Here is a 17305-nt window from a genome sequence, read left to right as displayed (position 1 = left end):
CTATATGCGTTTGTTTGTACTATATTGGTGTTTTCTGTTTTTGTTTCAATCAGATGGCGGCATACGAGGTCTAGTTCGGTCTCGTTGGCTCTTCTATGTTTATAATAGACAGGGGTGGGTGGGTGCTAGCCACGGCCGGCTCCTCTCGCTGCACGGACTGCGGCCACGGTACGGACGGCGTCCACGGACGCGGCGGCGTCGTGCACCCGGACCCCCCAGGCGCCGGCCTCGGCGGCCAGCACGGTGGTGGCCAGCGTCGCGGCGTCCCGCTGCTCCGCCGGGCGCGGCGCACCGTCGGCCGAGGGCAGCAGCCGGCCCAGGAACGTCTTGCGGGAGGCGCCGACCAGCACCGGCAGACCCAGGCCGATGAGCCGGTCCAGCCCGGCCAGGAGCGCCCAGTTGTGCTCGGCCCGCTTGGCGAAGCCGAGGCCCGGGTCGAGCACCAGCTGCCCGGGGCGTACCCCGGCCGCGACGACGTCCTCCACGCGGGCGGTCAGCTCGGCGCAGACCTCGGTGACGACGTCGCCGTACTGGGCCGCCGCGTACATCTCGCGACTGTGCCCGCGCCAGTGCATGAGCACCCAGGGCACCCCGGTGGCGGCCACCAGGGCGGCCATGTTCGCGTCGGCCAGGCCGCCGCTGACGTCGTTGACCAGCACCGCGCCCGCGGCGAGCGCGGCTTCGGCCACCTCCGCCCTGGTGGTGTCCACGCTGGTGCGCACCCCGGCGGCGGAGAGCTCCCGGATGACCGGCACGATCCGGCCGCACTCCTCGTCGACGTCGACCCGGTCCGCGCCCGGGCGGGTGGACTCCCCGCCGACGTCGACGTAGTCGGCCCCCGCCGCGTGCATCGCCAGACCGTGCGCGATCGCCGTGGCCGGGTCGGCGAAGCAGCCGCCGTCGGAGAACGAGTCCGGTGTGACGTTCAGGACGCCCATGACCAGGCACCGATCCGGACGCGGCAGGGCGACCGGGGTCATCGGTCCCCGCTCACCGGCCGAGCACGAGGCCCATGGCCTCGCTGCGGGTCGCCGCGTTCTCCCGGAAGATGCCACGGACCGCGGAGGTCACCGTGGACGAGCCGGGCTTGCGGACGCCGCGCATGGCCATGCAGAGGTGCTCGGCCTGGATGACCACCAGCACGCCCCGCGGCTTGAGGGCGTCGTTGAGCGCGTCGGCGATCTGCCGCGTCATGCGCTCCTGCACCTGCGGCCGGCGGGCGTAGACCTCGACGAGCCGGGCCAGCTTCGACAGTCCGGTGACCCGGCCGTCGCTGCCCGGGATGTAGGCGACGTGCGCGACCCCGTGGAAGGGCACCAGGTGGTGCTCGCAGGTCGAGTACATCGGGATGTCCTTGACCAGCACCAGCTCGTCGTGGTCCTCGTCGAACGTCGTCGCGAGCACCTCGAACGGGTCCTGATGGAGCCCGGCGAAGGTCTCCGCGTAGGCGCGGGCCACCCGCGCCGGGGTGTCCTGCAGTCCCGGGCGGTCGGGGTCCTCCCCCACCGCGATGAGCAGTTCGCGGACGGCCGCGGCCGCCCGCTCCTGGTCGACGCCGGCGACCGGCCCCAGCACCAGGTCCTCCGGTTCTGCCGGGATCTCGCTCATCGCTGCACGGGGGCCCCGACGTCGCCGACGGAGCCGATGGCCAGCGGCTGTCCACCGTCCTGACCGGCCCGCTCCGACGGCGTGAGCACCGGCGGCTGCTCCGAGGGGGTGCGCTTGCCGAAGCCGTTGTAGGGAGCCAGCGAGGGGCGCTTGGTGACCGGCGCGCAGATGCGGGCCATGTCGTCCTTGGAGAGGGTCTCCTTCTCCATCAGCTCCAGCACCAGCTGGTCGAGGACCTCTCGGTACTCCACCAGGATCTCCCACGCCTCGTCGTGCGCCGCCTCGATCAGCGCCCGGATCTCGGCGTCGATGTCGGCGGCCACGGCCTCGGAGTAGTCGGGGCGGCTGTGCATGTCCCGGCCCATGAACGGCTCGGAGTCACCGCTGCCGTACTTGACCGCCCCCAGCTTGGCGCTCATGCCGTACTGGGTGACCATCGCGCGGGCCATCCCGGTGGCCTTCTCGATGTCGTTGCCCGCACCCGTGGTCGGCTCGTGGAAGACGAGTTCCTCCGCGGCCCGGCCGCCGAGGGCGTAGGCGAGGGTGTCGATCATCTCCGAGCGGGTCTGGGTGTACTTGTCCTCGGTCGGCAGCACGAGAGTGTGCCCGAGCGAGCGGCCGCGCGGCAGGATCGTGACCTTGTGCACCGGGTCGAGGTTGGGCAGCGCGTGCGCCACCAGGGCGTGGCCGCCCTCGTGGTAGGCGGTGACCTTCTTCTCCTTCTCGCTCATCGCCCGCGTCTTGCGCTCGGGGCCGGCGATGACGCGGTCGATCGCCTCCTCGAGGGTGGCGTCGGTGATGAGGGAGCCGTTGGTGCGCGCGGTGAGCAGCGCGGCCTCGTTGAGCACGTTGGCCAGGTCGGCGCCGGTGAACCCGGGGGTGCGGCGGGCGACGGTCTCGATGTCGACGTCGGGCGCGAGCGGCTTGCCCTTGGCGTGCACCGAGAGGATCGCCTTGCGACCGAGCAGGTCGGGCCGGTCGACGGCGATCTGCCGGTCGAAGCGGCCCGGGCGCAGCAGCGCCGGGTCGAGGATGTCGGGCCGGTTGGTGGCCGCGATGAGGATGACCCCGCCCTTGACGTCGAAGCCGTCCATCTCGACCAGCATCTGGTTGAGGGTCTGCTCGCGCTCGTCGTGCCCGCCGCCCATGCCGGCGCCGCGGTGCCGGCCGACGGCATCGATCTCGTCGATGAAGATGATCGCCGGGGCGTTGGTCTTGGCCTGCTCGAACAGGTCGCGGACGCGGCTGGCGCCGACACCGACGAACATCTCGACGAAGTCCGAGCCGGAGATCGAGTAGAACGGCACCCCGGCCTCGCCGGCCACGGCGCGGGCCAGCAGGGTCTTGCCGGTCCCGGGCGGACCGAAGAGCAGCACACCCTTGGGGATCTTGGCGCCGACAGCCTGGAACTTCACCGGGTTCTGCAGGAAGTCCTTGATCTCGTGCAGTTCCTCGACGGCCTCGTCGGCCCCCGCGACGTCGGCGAACGTCGTCTTCGGGGTGTCCTTGGTGACCTGCTTGGCCTTGGACTTCCCGAACTGCATGACGCCGCGGCCGCCGCCCTGCATGGAGTTGAACAGCCAGAAGAGCAGCAGCAGGAGGATCAGGAACGGCAGGAAGCTCACCAGGAGGCTGACCAGGAGGCTGTCCTGGGTGACGTTGGTGTCGAAGCCCTCGGAGGCCCCGGAGTCGCCCTGGTCCTCGCGGAGCAGGTCCACGACCTGGTCCTCGATGGCCACCGGGTAGGACGCGGTCACCTCGGTGCTGCCCTCGACCTCGGCCTCCAGGTCGAGGTCGAGCGTCTGCTCCTTGGTGTTCAGGGTCGCGGACTCGACGTTGCCGTCCTCGATCTGCTCGAGGGCGGTCGAGGTCGAGATCTCCTGACGGCCGCCGTTGCCGCTGAAGAAGGTCGAGACCGTCAAGGCCAGGAGGATCACCAGGACGATCCAGAACCAGACGGAGCGGAAGATCTTCTTACGTTCCATACACCGATGCCGGGCGCCGGCGTGCCGGCCTGCCCGTCGACCCTCCTGATCGTCCCCGGGACGCAGCCGGCGGCCCGGGTGGGGACCCCGGCGCTCGGTGCAGCGTCGTCACGATCGACGGTACACCGGGTGACCTGTGCGTCCCCTGCGTGCGAGCTGGGAAAGCTCCCGCATCCCCCGCGCGGAGGACAGCCTCCGGGTCAGCTGGAGTAGACCTCGGGCTTGAGCGTCCCGATGTAGGGCAGGTCCCGGTAGCGCTCGGCGTAGTCCAGGCCGTAGCCGACGACGAACTCGTTGGGGATGTCGAACCCGATGTACTTCACCGGCACCTGGACCTTGACGGCGTCGGGCTTGCGGAGCAGCGCGCACACCTCGAGCGAGGCCGGCGACCGGCCGCCGAGGTTCTTGAGCAGCCAGGACAGCGTCAGGCCGGAGTCGATGATGTCCTCGAGCACCAGGACGTGCTTGTCGGTGATGTCGCGGTCGAGGTCCTTGAGGATCCGAACGACACCCGACGAGCTCGTGGAGGAGCCGTAGGAGGAGACGGCCATGAACTCCATCTGCGTGGGCAGCTGCAGCGCCCGGGCGAAGTCGCTCATGAACAGCACGGCGCCCTTGAGCACACCGACCAGCAGGACCTCCCGGCCCGAGTAGTCGGCCGCGACCCGGGCGGCGAGCTCACCGATCTTCGCCTGGATCTGCTCCTCGCTGAGCAGCACGTGGTCGATGTCCGGGCCGTACCCGTGGTCGGGACCGAGGGCCCCAGGGGTGCTGGCGGGCTCCGTCGTCACGGATGGGGCTCCTCGAGGGGTGCGGGTCCGGGATCAGCACGCCGGAGACCCGGCGGCAGCACCACCAGAGTGCCAGACGTGCGGAGGACGCCCGCGCCGCCGGGTAGGTCGATCCGGCCCTGCCCCCGCCACGCTGTGACGAGCGCCTCCGCGGCCCGCAGGTGGACCGCCTGCAGGTCGGGGACGCCCGCGGCGAGCAGCCATCCGCGCAGCACCCGCCGGCGCAGTGCCGCCGGCAGCGGCTCCAGGGGCCGGGCGGGCAGGCTGCCGTCCCCGGCCTCGCCGGCCAGGCGGGCCAGCTCGGCGGCGGCCAGGCCGTCCAGGGCGTCGAGGTCCTCGCGGAGCAGGTCCGCCGTCCGCGCGAGGGCGGGGGCCACTCCGCCGCCGAGAGCGTCCTCGAGCAGCGGCAGCACCTCGGCCCGCAGCCGCACCCGCGTGTAGGCGGGGTCGTCGTTCCAGGGGTCGTCCCACACCGGCAGGCCCTGGTCCGCGCAGGCCTGACGGGCGGTCGTCCGCCGCACGCCCAGCAGCGGCCGCCACCAGAGCACGCCGTCGTCCTCGCGCTCGGCCCGCATGCCCGCCACCGACCGAGGGCCCGAGCCCCGGCCCAGCCCGAGCAGCACCGTCTCGGCCTGGTCGTCGAGGGTGTGGCCGAGGGCGACCCGGGCGCCGTGCTCGGCGGCCGCGCCGGCCAGTGCCGCGTAGCGCGCCTCCCGGGCGGCCGCCTCGGGGCCACCGGCGCCGATGACCTCGACCGGCAGCACGAGCACGGGAGCCAGTCCGAGTCGGGTGAGGAGGTCGGCGGTCTCCCGTGCCCGGCGGTCCGATCCGGGCTGGAGGCCGTGGTCGACGGTGACCCCGCCGATCCGCACGCCGGCGTCCCGTGCCTCGAACGCCAGCGCCGCGGCCAGCGCCACGGAGTCCGCTCCCCCGCTACAGGCGGCCAGCACCGGCCGCGGGGAGGCGCGCAGCCCCGACCGGACCGCGTGCCGCAGGACCGCGACGGCGCGGGGTGGCCCGCTCACCCCGCCGTCAGGCCGGGATGGCCGGGCGGCCGAGCACCCGCTCGACCCAGCGCTCCGGATTGGTGAGCTCCTCGATCCGCGGCAGGTTCTGCGGGCCCTCCCAGACGCGGTTGAAGCCCTCCATGCCGGCGAGGTCGACGACGCCGCCGACGAAGATCCGGCCCTCGGCGTACTGCTTCATCTTCTGCTCGAGGCCGAGCAGCCGGCGCAGCACGCGGTCCAGCGGTCCGCGGCCCTTGCGGCGCTGGGCGAACCGCTTCCGCAGGGTGCGCACCGACGGCACCACGTCCGGTCCGACGCCGTCCATCACGTACTCGGCGTGCCCCTCGACCAGGCTCATCACCGCGGTGACCCGGTCGAGGACCTCGCGCTGGCGGGGGTCGCGGATCAGCGCCATGAGCCCCTCGGGCTCGCGGCCGGGCTCGGTGCCGCGGACGGCGTCGAGCACGCTGCGGAACACGTCCTGCAGCCGCTCTCGCAGCACCTCGGGCGCCAGGTCGGTGGCGGAGACGAACTCCGCGATCTGCGTCTCCAGGTAGCCGTGCAGCCACGGGACGCCGGTGAACTGCAGCTGATGGGTGACCTCGTGCAGGCAGACCCACAGCCGGAAGTCCGACGGGTCCACCCCGAGCTTGCGCTCGGTCGCCACGATGTTCGGCGCCACGAGCAGGAGCCGGCCGCCGGTACCGAAGATCTCGTACTGCCCGAGCACCCGGCTGGAGAGGAACGCCAGGAGCCCGCCCGCCTGCAGGCCGGTGGCCCGGGAGCCGATGGCGGTGGCCAGCGCGCCGGGGCGGCTGTCCTGCTGCTCGGTGAGCTTCTCGACCAGCGGGTCGAGCAGGGCCGCCATGCCGGTGGCGTTGGCGTCGGCCCAGGCCGGACGGTCCACGACGACGACCTCGGGGACGACACCGCCCGGGACCGGTGTGAGGCCGGTGAGGGCCTCCACGTGCGCGACGGCGGTGGCCGCGGCCTCGTGCAGCTCGCGGACGACGGCGGCGGCCTCCTCCCGCGTCGTGCGCGGACCCGGGCCGACCAACCGCCGGGCGGTGCGTCCGGCAAGGGCCCAGTCGACCATCGAGGAGGCGCTGCTCATCGCCTCACCGTACGCGTTGAAGGACCCCGTCCTCCCCACCCTTCGCACGCTCAGGGCGGGCCCCTGGACGGGGCCGTTCCATCAGCTCAACAGCCGCAGCCGGCCAGCTGGGCGGCGAACTCGTCGAGCGCGTTCTCGGCCACGGCCTCGCCACCGGTGCTGGCGTCGGCGACCACCGCGAAGGACAGCAGCCGACCGTCGGCGGTCACCACGGTGCCGGCGAGCGCGTGCACGCCGAGCAGGGTGCCGGTCTTGGCGCGGACGGTTCCCGGCGCGGTGGCCGGGTCGGCGTCACCGCGGTCGGCGAGCGTGCCGTCGTAGCCGGCGACCGGGAGGCCCGCGAGCAGGGCGGCCGCGTCGCCCAGGCTGCCGTCGGCCGCTCCGGTCACGACGGCGGCCAGCACCTCGGCCGTGACGACGTCCTCGCCGGAAAGGCCGCTGCCGTCGGCGAGGGTGACATCGCCGACGGGCAGACCGGCGTCGGCCAGCGCGTCGGTGACCGCCTTGCCGGCGCCCTCGAACGAGGCCGGCTCGTCGCGGGCGATCGCGACCTGACGGGCCAGCGCCTCGGCGAGCACGTTGTCCGACATCGACAGCGCCTGCTCCACCAGGCGCGCGATCGGCGCCGACCGCACCGTGCCGAGCGTCTTGGCGCCGGGCGGCGCCTGCCCCAGGACGACGGTCGCGCTCGGGGCACCCAGCGCGTCGGCGAGGGCCGCGCCGGCGTCCAGCCCGGGCTGCCCGCTGCGCGCGGTGGACCCGGGGCTCACCCGCGCGCCGTCGACGGCGGTGGCGGTGACCGGGGCGGCGTAGCTGGACGGCGCGTCGCCGGGGCCCCAGCCGCTGGCGGTGAGCGGGCCGCTGTAGAGCGAGCCGTCGACGACGACACGGGTGACCGGCGTCCCCGCGGGCAGGGCCGCGAGGACCTGGGTGGCCAGGTCCTCGACGGTGGGCGCGCCCGGGTAGCTGCGCGAGGGGGTGGTGCGGGAGAGCGTGACGTCGCCCCCGCCCACGAGGACCACCTCGCCCGGAGCCGCGCCGCTGACGACGGTGGTCGCCAGCGTGTCCGCGGGGTCGAGCGCGGTGAGGGCGGCGACGGCGGTGAGCAGCTTGGCGGTGGACGCCGGCGTCACGGGGGCGTCGGACTGCTGGTCGAAGAGCACCTCGCCGGTGGTCACGTCGACGACCTGCGCGGCCGTGCCGGGCCCCAGGGCCGAGCCGGTGACCAGCGGCGTCAGCCGGGTGGCGAGGACGTCGGCGTCTGGGACAGGGGCGTCGCTGGAGAGGCCGGCGAGGACCGGGGTGACCGGCCCGAGCTCGGGCAGCTCGGCGTCGGGGACGGGCGCGGCCTCGCTGCCCGGGTCGTCGTCCCGGCCGAGGACCACACCCAGGCCGATGCCGCCGCCGATGAGCAGCAGCACGAGCGTCACGACGGCGGTGATCATGCGCCGGCGGAACCGCCCGTAGTTCGCCGTGATGACCGTCGATCCACCGGACGACATGCTCTGCACCCCCCGAAGGGGGCCCTGAGCCGACCTCGTCGTCCCCCGTGGGCCACACTACGTTCGTGCAGTTCGACGTGACGGTAGAAATCCCGAAGGGCCAGCGGAACAAGTACGAGCTGGACCATGAGACCGGACGCATCCGCTTGGACCGGATGCTGTTCACCTCCACCCGCTATCCGGCGGACTACGGATACATCGAGAACACCCTGGGGCAGGACGGCGACCCGCTCGACGCCCTGGTGATCCTCGAGGAGCCGACGTTCCCGGGGTGCCTGGTCACCTGCCGGGCCATCGGCATGTTCCGCATGACCGACGAGGCCGGTGGGGACGACAAGGTCCTCTGCGTCCCGGCGACGGATCCGCGGGTGGCCCACCTCAAGGAGATCCACGACGTGTCGGAGTTCGACCGTCTGGAGATCCAGCACTTCTTCGAGACCTACAAGGACCTGGAGCCGGGCAAGTCGGTCGAGGGTGCCGAGTGGGTCGGCCGCGACGAGGCCGAGGCCGAGATCGTGGCCTCGATCCAGCGCGCCAAGGACCACTCCCCGCACCACTGATCGGCACCGGCCCTCCGGTCCGGACGCCGAGCGCACCGACGGCGGCACACCCCACTGGGGCGTGCCGCCGTCAGCCGTTCCCGGATGTGGCGCGCTGCGCGCTTCCGGGCGCCCGTTCGCGCGGTTACCGGGCGCGCACCCGTGTCCCCGTGCGACAGCGCGCGATGAGGGGCGGCACCGGGTCCTGCCGACCCGCCCCGGAACGACGACGGGCCCGTCCAGATGGACGGGCCCGTCGTGTGGAGAGCCGCCTGTCGGAATCGAACCGACGACCTTCTCATTACGAGTGAGATGCTCTACCGACTGAGCTAAGGCGGCGAACTGCCCGCACAGCCTACGACACCGCGTCGCGGCGTCTGCGCAGGGGCGGGCGGACTCAGACGGGCAGCCGCAGCGCCACGGTGAGCGCTTCCAGGGCCACCTGCGGCTTCACGTTCTGCTCCAGCGCCCGCCGGCAGGCGAGGATCGCGTCGATGCGGCGCAACGCCCCCTCGGCGCCGATCCGCCGGGCCAGTTCCTCGGCGTCGGACCGCCGGTCGGGGTGGTTGAGCTGCGGCGCCTCGGGGCCCGCCGCGTGCAGCACCAGCGCGTCGCGGTAGAGGCCCGCCAGGTCGACCAGCGCCCGGTCCAGGGAGTCGCGCCCGATGCGCGTGGCCCGGGACTTCTGCCGCTTCTCCAGGTCCTTGAGCTGGCCGGCACCGCCACGGGAGGCCGCGACGCCAGGGCCCCGGGCACCTACGCCGAGGCTGTTCTTCAGCGCCTCGGTCTCCGCGCCGTCCAGAGCCCCGGTGGCCGCGTCGGTCTCCTCCTGCGCGGCGCCCACCAGGTCGTCGGCGGCGTCCAGGCAGGCGGCCAGCGACACCAGCCGCAGCGGGACGTCCAGCACCGCCTTGCGGGCCATGCGGGCGTCCTCGTCGCGTGCGAGCCGCCGGGCGCGGCCCACGTGCCCCCCGGAGGCGGCGGCCGACCAGGCGGCGAGCGCGGGGTCAACGCCGTCGCGGCGCACGAGCACCTCGGCGATGTCGTCGACCCGCGGCGTCCGCAGGGCCACCACCCGGCAGCGGGAGCGGATCGTCACCGGGACGTCGTCCGGGTGCAGGCTGGGTGCGCACAGCAGGAACACCGTGCGCGGCGGCGGCTCCTCGATCATCTTGAGGACGGCGTTGGACGCCGACTCGGTCATCCGGTCGGCGTCCTCGACCAGGACCACCTGCCAGCGGCCGCCCGACGGCGCGCGGCCGGCCACCCGGATCAGGCCCCGGGCCTCCGCGGCGCCGATCGAGAGCCCGTCGGGGACGATCACGTGCACGTCGGCGTGGGTGCCGGCCAGCACGGTGCGGCACTCGTGACAAGTGCCGTCCCCGCCGTTCGGGCACTGCAGCGCAGCGGCGAAGGCGCGGGCAGCGACCGAGCGACCGGAGCCGGGCGGACCGGTGAACAGCCAGGAGTGCGTCATGGCCGCGGGATCGGCGACCGCCGCCCGCAGCTCCGCCACCACGGCGGGCTGACCGATCACCTGCGCCCACACGCCCTCGGCGGGCGCCGCCACCGAGGCGGTCACGGGTGGAGCTGGGGGGTCGGGCCGGTCTGCGCGTGCGGGTGGTGACCCGACGGCGAGAGCCCGGGATCGCGCCGGGACCCGGACGCGGCCGGGGCAGGCTGGCTCAGCGTCTGCAGCGGGAGGCCGGAGAGCAGCTCGGCCACCCGCACCCGGATCGCCGCGGCGATCTCGTCGGGGCTGCGGCGGGCGTCCAGGACGAGGTATCGGTCGGGTGCGGCCTCGGCCAGGGTGCGGAAGGTCTGCCGGACCCGCTGGTGGAAGTCCAGCGACTCCGACTCCAGCCGGTCGGCGGCCGCGCGGCCCCGCGCCCGCGCCAGCCCGACCTCGGGCGGCAGGTCCAGCAGGATCGTCAGGTCGGGCTGCAGCCCCTGGGTGGCCCAGCGCGACAGCATCCGGACGTCGTCGAGCGGGATGGTGCGGCCCGCACCCTGGTAGGCCAGCGAGCTGTCCACGAACCGGTCGGTGATCACGACCTCGCCGGCATCGAGGGCCGGACGGAGGACCTCGTGCACGTGCTGGGCGCGGTCGGCGGCGTAGAGCATCGCCTCCGCCCGTGGGGCGATGCCGGTCTGCGCCCGGTCCAGGACGATCGACCGGATACCCGCACCTGGCGAGGTGGCCCCGGGCTCGAACGTCGCGCGCGCGACCAGGCCCTCGTCGGTCAGCCACTCCTGCAGCCGTCGCACCTGGGTGGACTTGCCGGCCCCCTCACCGCCCTCGAAGGCGATCATGACCCCGCCCTTGGCCAGCCGGCGGCGGGCCGTGGTGTCGCGGCGGACGGCGGTGAGGACGTCGGCGAGCAGTGGGACCGGCCGGCCGTCGTCCATCTGCCGGTAGGCGAGCACGCCGACGCCGGCGGCCAGCAGCCCGGCGGCGAAGAGCATGACCCGCTCGCCGGTGACGGTGAGCGCGAAGGCGCCGAAGTCGATGGTGTGCCGGCGCAGCGCCCCGACGGCGAAGGGCACGACGGCGAGCGAGACGATCAGCGCCGCACGGACGATCGACTGCACGAGGGCGAAGGTGCGGCCGCGGATGGCGTCGTCGACCTCCGTGCCGAGCAGGGTGAACCCGGCCAGGTAGGCAACACCGGCGAAGAAGCCCATCGCGATGACCAGCAGCAGCGCGATCCAGAGCGTGAACGTCCAGGCCAGGAACAGCAGCGCCGCACCGGCGCCGACGATCGCGACGCCGAACAGCCGCTCGCGGGCGAGGTCGCGCGCCACGCTGGGACCGAGCGCGATGCCGATGCCCAGGCCGACGAAGACGGCTCCGAAGAGCATCCCGTAGCCGGCCGCGCCACCGCCGACGGAGTTGACGAACGCCTGCGCGGTGGCGATCACGACGCCCGCGGCGATGAAGGCGCCGGCGATGCCGACGACCAGCCCGCGGACCAGCGGCGTGTGGCCGGCGAAGGAGAAACCACTGCGCAGCGACCCCAGGAAGCTCTCCTGCCGGGTCACGGTCCCGGCGCTGCGCCGTCCGCTGATCGAGGGCAGGTTCCAGATGACCAGCGCAGCGACCAGGAAGGTGAGCGCGTTCAGGTAGAGGGCCAGGTCCTCCTGCGCGACGCCCGGGAGCACCTCGCCGCTGTGGCCGCCGACGGTGTTCAGCGCCGCGAAGACGATCGCCGCCAGGACCGGCGTGAAGCCGTACGTGGTGACCAGGGACAGCTGGTTGGCCGGCTCCAGCTGGTCCTTGCGCAGCATGTTCGGGACGGCGGCGTCCTTGGCCGGGATCCAGAACAGGCTGATCGCCTCGATGAGGAACTGGGCGATGAACAGCCAGTACAGCTCGCCGACGATCGGGATGGAGGCGAACAGCCCGAAGCGCAGGATGTCGCAGACCACCATGGTCTTGCGCCGGTCGAAGCGGTCGGCGAACGCGCCCGCGAGCGGGCCGAGCAGGATCGCCGGGAGCAGGCGGAAGGCCAGCACCCCGCCGAGCGCGAAGTTCTTGGCGTAGCCGTCGACCAGCGAGTAGGCGGTGAAGGTGATGGCGAGGAGTCCCAGCCAGTCGCCGAAGCTCGAGAGCGCCGTCGACATCCACAGCTTGCGGAAGTCCCGGACCCGCAGGACGGCGCGGATCTTGGCCGCGAGACCGATCGCGCCGGCGCCGTCGGGGTGCTCCGAGGGGTCCTCGGCCAGCTCGCTCAGCGGCGGGGGGGCGTCCACGGGCACCGGCGTCCCGGCCGGCGGCAGACCGTCACCCGGCGCGGCGCCGGACAGAGGCACACCCTCGACCCCGTCGGACGGGGGCACCGGGAGGGTCGGGTCGGCGGGGATCGCGGGCTCCCAAGGTCGATGGGCACCGGGGCGGAGCAGGCCCTGGCGGAGCCACGACGGTACCGGGATGACGTGACGATTTCGGCCCCTTGCCGCCCGGTCGGGTCAAACGGTCACCCGCCGTTCACCCGCAGTCGCCCCTAGGGTCGGTGCCGTGACGGCGACCGGCGGCGCATGGCATCCCGGCAGCTATCTCCGGTTCGCCGGGGAGCGGGCCCGACCGTTCGTCGAGCTGGTGGCCCGGGTCGCCGCCGAGGCACCGCGCAGCGTCGTGGACCTCGGGTGCGGCGAGGGGTCGCTCACCGCCTCCCTGGCGCAGCGCTGGCCGCAGGCGCGGGTCACCGGCGTCGACTCCTCCCCCGAGATGCTCGCCGCCGCGTCGGCCGCCGCCTCCGAGCGGGTCGCCTTCGAACTGGGCGACGTCGCCGACTGGGCGCCGCGCGAGCCGGTCGACGTCCTGGTCAGCAACGCCGTCCTGCACTGGGTGCCGGGCCATCCGGAGGTGATGGGGCGGTGGGCGGCCGCCCTGCCGCCGGGCGGGTGGCTCGCCGTCCAGGTGCCGGGCAACTTCCGCGCGCCGACCCACGCGCTGCTGGCCGACCTCTGCTGCTCCCCCGTCTGGGCCGACCGGCTGGCCGACGTCGCACCCTCCCCCGACACCGTGCTGGAGCCCACCGGGTACGCCGAGGTGCTCACCGGGGCGGGGCTCGCGGCAGACGTCTGGGAGGCGACGTACCTGCACGTGCTTCGCGGGCCCGACCCGGTGCTGGCCTGGGTGCGCTCGACGGTGCTGCGCCCGGTGCTGGCCCGGCTGGACGACGACGCAGGCGCCCGGTTCACCGATGCCTACGCCGCGGCGCTGCGGGCCGCCTACCCGGCGCGGCCCGACGGCACGACGCTGCTGCCCTTCCGGCGGATCTTCGCCGTCGGCAACCGGCCGACCTGACCGCTCAGCGCGGGGTGAGCCGGTAGGCGTGCGTCCGGTAGGGCAGCTCGAGCTGCGCCCGGCCGCAGGTGTCGGGGTGGCCGGCCAGCAGCGCCCGGATGCCGGACAGGAACTCGTCCCGGGCGGCGTCGTCCATGAGCGCCACGTAGCTGCGGGTGCCGATGCCGGCGACGACGTCCTCGGGGCTCACCCGCTGGACGATCGCCGACTCGACGACCTCCACGTCGGCGTCGAGCTCCGCCGCCATCAGGTCGACGACGCGCTGGTCGGCCTCGTGGCCGCGTGACTCGTCGGCGATCGCCCCCTCCAGGGCCGCGACCCACGGGACGCGGACGTCCCGGGTGTTCCAGATGAAGCCGACGACGCCGGAACCGCGCAGCACCCGGCGGATCTCCCGGGCGGCCGGGCCCGGGTCGAACCAGTGGGCGGCCTGACCGGCGACGACGACGTCGACCGATCCGTCGTCCACCGGCAGCGACTCCGCGGCGCCCACGGCCGTCGCGACAGCGGGCAACCGGGCGGCGAGCTGGGCGAGCATCTCCGGTGCCGGGTCCACCGCCCGCACCCGGTGGCCCAACCCGACGACGACCTCGCTGAGCAGCCCGGTCCCCGCGCCGACGTCCAGCACGTCCAGGGCCGGGTCGCGGCCGACGAGGAACTCCACCGCGTCGGCGGGGTAGATCGGCCGCAGCACCGCATAGCTCGCCGCGACCGCCCCGAAGGAGCGCGCCCGGGCCTGCAGCGCGGCCCCGTCCTGGGCCGGCGGCCCCGTCCCGACGCTCGCCCCGAGCTCGCGAGGTCGGCGGCCCCGCTGCAGGGTCCCGCCGCGAGCTTGCGAGCGCCGGGGGGCAGCGGGGTCCTTTTGGGGGTCCTCCATCAGCCGGCGGTGACCGGGGCGGCCTTGGTCGTCGTCTTCTTGGCGGCGGTCTTCTTGGCCGTCGTCTTCTTCGCGGTGGTCTTCTTGGCCGTCGTCTTCTTGGCGGCCTTCTTCTTCGACGGTCCGGCGGCACGGCGGTCGGCCAGCAGCTCGGCGGCGCGCTCGATGGTGATGGACTCGACGTCGTCGCCCTTGCGCAGGCTGGCGTTGGTCTCGCCGTCGGTCACGTAGGGACCGAAGCGGCCCTCGCGCACGGTGACCACGCCCTGGGTGACCGGGTCGGGACCCAGCTCCTTGAGCGGGGCCTTCGCCGCCGCGCGCCCCCGCTGCTTGGGCTGGGCGAAGATCGCCAGCGCCTCGTCGAGGGTGATGGTGAACAGTCGGTCCTCGCTCTCCAGCGAGCGCGAGTCGGTGCCCTTTTTGATGTAGGGCCCGTAGCGGCCGTTGAGCGCCTGGATCTCCTCGCCGTCCGGCGCCGTCCCCACCGTGCGGGGCAGGGTGAGCAGCTTGAGGGCGTCCTCGATCGTGAGCGTCTCCGGTGACATCGAGGAGAACAGGCTCGCGGTGCGCGGGGAGTCCTTGCTGTCCTCCGGCACGACCGTGGTGACGTAGGGGCCGTAGCGGCCGGCCTTGACCACGATCGGGTGGCCGGACTCGGGGTCGGTGCCCAGCTCGCGGTCGCCCGACGGCGCCTCGAGCAGCTCGCGCACCTTCTCCTCGGTGAGCTCGTCGGGCGCGATGTCCTCGGGGATGCTGACGCGTGCGCCGTCCTCACCGGCCTGCAGGTAGGGGCCGTAGCGGCCGACCCGGGCGACGACCGGCTGACCGTCGGGGCTGGTCGCGCGCAGCGGGATGGAGTTCACCCCGCGGGCGTCGATCTCCTCCAGGCGCTGGCCGATGACCTGCTTGAGGCCGCCGGACTCCGCGATGGCGCCCGCGTGCCGCCCCTCGCCGCCGAAGTAGAACTCGGTGAGCCAGTCGACCCGGCCCAGGGTGCCGCCGGCGATCTCGTCGAGCTCGGCCTCCAGGGAGGCGGTGAAGTCGTAGTCGACCAGCTGCGCGAAGTGCTGCTCGAGCAGGTTGGTCACGGCGAACGCGATGAAGGAGGGCACCATCGCGTTGCCCTTCTTCCAGACGTATCCGCGGTCCTGGATCGTCTGCATGATCGAGGCGAAGGTCGACGGGCGGCCGATGCCCAGCTCCTCCAGCCGCGCCACCAGGCTCGGCTCGGTGTAGCGCGACGGCGGCTGCGTGGTGTGCCCCTTGGCGTCCAGCGCCTGCGTGTCGAGCTGCTGGCCGCGCTCCAGGCGGGGCAGCCGGCGCTCGGCGTCGTCGCTGCCGTGGTCGTCCTCGCCGTCCTTCTGCGCACCCTCGTCACGGGACTCGACGTAGGCGCGCAGGAAACCGGGGAAGGTGATCGTGCGGCCGCTGGCGGTGAACTCGACGGCCTCGTCGGTGGCGCTGCGGCCGGCGAGCCGGACGCTGACGGTCTGGCCGACGGCGTCGGCCATCTGCGAGGCGACCGTCCGCTGCCAGATCAGCTCGTAGAGCCGGAACTCGTCGCGGGCCAGACCCGAGGCGAGCTGACCCGGCGTGCGGAAGCTGTCGCCGGCGGGGCGGATGGCCTCGTGCGCCTCCTGGGCGCCCTTGGACTTCTTCGCGTAGCGCCGCGCCTCGGCCGGCACGTAGGCGTCGCCGTACAGCTCGCGGGCCTGCTGGCGGGCGGCGTTGATGGCCTCCTGCGACAGGTTCGTCGAGTCGGTGCGCATGTAGGTGATGTGGCCGTTCTCGTACAGCCGCTGGGCCACCCGCATCGTCTGCGCCGAGGACCAGCCGAGCTTGCGGCCGGCCTCCATCTGCAGCGTGGACGTGGTGAAGGGGGCGTACGGACGACGGCGGTAGGGCTTCTCGTCGACGCGGCTGACGCTGACCTGGCGGCCCTCGAGCCGGGCGGCCAGCCCGCGGGCGCCGGCCTCGTCGAGGTGGACGACCTCGCCGGTCACGCGACCGGTGGAGGCGTCGAAGTCCTTGCCGGTGGCGACCCGGCTGTCGTCGACGCTGACCAGCTTGGCGCGGACCGTCGTCGGCTCGCCCTCGTCGGCACCGGCGGCCTTGCCGGGGACGGCGAAGGTGCCCTCCAGCGACCAGTAGTCGGCGGAGTGGAAGTTCATCCGCTCCCGCTCGCGCTCGACGACGATCCGGGTGGCCACCGACTGGACGCGGCCGGCCGAGAGCTTGGGCAGAACCTTCTTCCACAGGACCGGGCTGACCTCGTAGCCGTAGAGCCGGTCGAGGATGCGGCGGGTCTCCTGCGCGTCGACCAGGTGCGTGTCGAGCTCGCGGGGGTTGGCGACCGCGCGGGCGATCGCTTCGGGGGTGATCTCGTGGAAGACCATCCGGCGCACCGGCACGCGCGGCTTGAGGGTGTCGATCAGGTGCCAGGCGATGGCCTCGCCCTCACGGTCCTCGTCTGTCGCGAGGTAGATCTCGCTGGCGCCCTTCACCAGCTGCTTCAGGCGGGTCACCTGCTGCTTGCGGTCCGGGCTGACGACGTAGAGCGGCTCGAAGGAGTTGTCGACGTCGACACCGAGGCGGGCCCACGCGGCGCCCTTGTGCTCGGCCGGGACGTCGGCGGCGTTGCGCGGCAGGTCGCGGATGTGCCCGACGCTGGCCTCGACCACGTACCCGCTGCCCAGGAACCCGGCGATCTTGGTCGCCTTGGTCGGCGACTCGACGATGACCAGCGGCCTGCCCCCGGACGCGGCCGAGCTCCGACGGGCGGGCGTCTTCTTCGCGCCGTCGGCCGTCGGGTCGGTCTCGGTCTGCGTGGTCTTCGTGGGCACGGGACTCCTGTCGGTGGTGCTGAGGTGGTGCGGCCGCGGCGTGCCTGTGCGGACCGGCCGGCCCAGTGCAGCACCCCCGGGGGCCGGCCGGTCGGCACCTGTCTCTTCTTATAATATGACGATCCCGCCGTCCCTGAGCATATTACTCGAGTACGTAGCGATCGCTATAAAAAAAAGAGAATCTAACAAGTAGACATAGAACTAAACTAACAAGGAAATATTAGATCAA

13 protein-coding genes and 1 tRNA gene are annotated in these 17305 nt (G+C 73.3%); 2 read left to right on the top strand and 12 right to left on the bottom strand.

Annotated features, from left to right (window positions below; translation table 11 throughout):
• Positions 1 to 125 precede the first annotated feature (125 nt).
• The 7 genes from folP to dacB all read right to left on the bottom strand — a co-directional run bounded on the left by folP (position 126) and on the right by dacB (position 8007).
• Complete coding sequence (folP, locus tag C5508_RS15845) at positions 126 to 980, bottom strand: dihydropteroate synthase (protein WP_198598126.1); 855 nt, start codon at positions 978 to 980, stop codon at positions 126 to 128.
• Between the two features lie 10 nt (positions 981 to 990).
• A complete protein-coding gene (gene folE / locus C5508_RS15840) occupies positions 991 to 1608 on the bottom strand; it encodes a GTP cyclohydrolase I FolE (RefSeq protein ID WP_104525907.1) in 618 nt (205 codons plus the stop codon).
• Positions 1605 to 3593 carry an ATP-dependent zinc metalloprotease FtsH gene (gene ftsH / locus C5508_RS15835; RefSeq protein ID WP_104525906.1) on the bottom strand — a complete coding sequence of 663 codons (1989 nt, stop codon included), beginning with the start codon at positions 3591 to 3593 and terminating at the stop codon, positions 1605 to 1607. The genes folE and ftsH overlap by 4 nt, the downstream gene beginning before the upstream one ends.
• A gap of 200 nt (positions 3594 to 3793) precedes the next feature.
• Positions 3794 to 4384, bottom strand: a complete 591-nt coding sequence (gene hpt, locus C5508_RS15830) for a hypoxanthine phosphoribosyltransferase (protein ID WP_104525905.1) — start codon at positions 4382 to 4384, stop codon at positions 3794 to 3796.
• Positions 4381 to 5409, bottom strand: coding sequence for a tRNA lysidine(34) synthetase TilS (tilS, locus tag C5508_RS15825; RefSeq protein WP_104525904.1), 1029 nt, complete (start codon positions 5407 to 5409; stop codon positions 4381 to 4383). Before tilS ends, hpt begins: the two co-directional genes overlap by 4 nt.
• A gap of 7 nt (positions 5410 to 5416) precedes the next feature.
• Positions 5417 to 6505, bottom strand: coding sequence for a zinc-dependent metalloprotease (locus C5508_RS15820; protein WP_104525903.1), 1089 nt, complete (start codon positions 6503 to 6505; stop codon positions 5417 to 5419).
• A gap of 86 nt (positions 6506 to 6591) precedes the next feature.
• Complete coding sequence (gene dacB, locus C5508_RS15815; RefSeq protein WP_232797190.1) at positions 6592 to 8007, bottom strand: D-alanyl-D-alanine carboxypeptidase/D-alanyl-D-alanine endopeptidase; 1416 nt, start codon at positions 8005 to 8007, stop codon at positions 6592 to 6594.
• Positions 8008 to 8072: 65 nt separating this feature from the next.
• Here dacB and C5508_RS15810 point away from each other — a divergent pair, with 65 nt between their 5' ends.
• Positions 8073 to 8567, top strand: a complete 495-nt coding sequence (locus tag C5508_RS15810) for an inorganic diphosphatase (RefSeq protein ID WP_104525901.1) — start codon at positions 8073 to 8075, stop codon at positions 8565 to 8567.
• A 245-nt stretch (positions 8568 to 8812) separates the two neighbouring features.
• On the opposite strand, the gene C5508_RS15805 is transcribed toward C5508_RS15810, so the two are convergent.
• From C5508_RS15805 to tmk, 3 genes are all read right to left on the bottom strand, one after another.
• Positions 8813 to 8885 (bottom strand) — tRNA-Thr (locus C5508_RS15805).
• Positions 8886 to 8943: 58 nt separating this feature from the next.
• Positions 8944 to 10128: a DNA polymerase III subunit delta' gene (locus C5508_RS15800; protein ID WP_104525900.1), complete on the bottom strand. Its 1185-nt coding sequence runs from the start codon at positions 10126 to 10128 to the stop codon at positions 8944 to 8946.
• Positions 10125 to 12359 (bottom strand): dTMP kinase, encoded by a 2235-nt coding sequence (gene tmk, locus C5508_RS15795; RefSeq protein WP_104525909.1) that lies wholly within the window; start codon positions 12357 to 12359, stop codon positions 10125 to 10127. The genes C5508_RS15800 and tmk overlap by 4 nt, the downstream gene beginning before the upstream one ends.
• Before the next feature lie 205 nt (positions 12360 to 12564).
• On the opposite strand from tmk, the gene C5508_RS15790 reads away from it, so the two are divergent.
• On the top strand, positions 12565 to 13356 hold the full coding sequence (locus tag C5508_RS15790) for a trans-aconitate 2-methyltransferase (RefSeq protein ID WP_104525899.1): 792 nt from the start codon (positions 12565 to 12567) through the stop codon (positions 13354 to 13356).
• 4 nt (positions 13357 to 13360) lie between these two features.
• Here the strand turns inward: C5508_RS15790 and C5508_RS15785 are convergent, their stop codons facing one another.
• Both C5508_RS15785 and topA read right to left on the bottom strand, forming a co-directional pair.
• Positions 13361 to 14233, bottom strand: a complete 873-nt coding sequence (locus C5508_RS15785; protein ID WP_104525898.1) for a class I SAM-dependent methyltransferase — start codon at positions 14231 to 14233, stop codon at positions 13361 to 13363.
• Positions 14233 to 17076, bottom strand: a complete 2844-nt coding sequence (topA, locus tag C5508_RS15780; protein ID WP_104525897.1) for a type I DNA topoisomerase — start codon at positions 17074 to 17076, stop codon at positions 14233 to 14235. Before topA ends, C5508_RS15785 begins: the two co-directional genes overlap by 1 nt.
• Between the last annotated feature and the right edge of the window lie 229 nt (positions 17077 to 17305).

The sequence above is a fragment of the Blastococcus atacamensis genome, assembly GCF_002938425.1.
Classification (GTDB): Bacteria; Actinomycetota; Actinomycetes; order Mycobacteriales; family Geodermatophilaceae; genus Blastococcus; species Blastococcus atacamensis.
The sequence above is the reverse complement of the archived record's forward strand: the minus strand, read 5'-3'. Positions and strand labels throughout refer to the sequence as shown.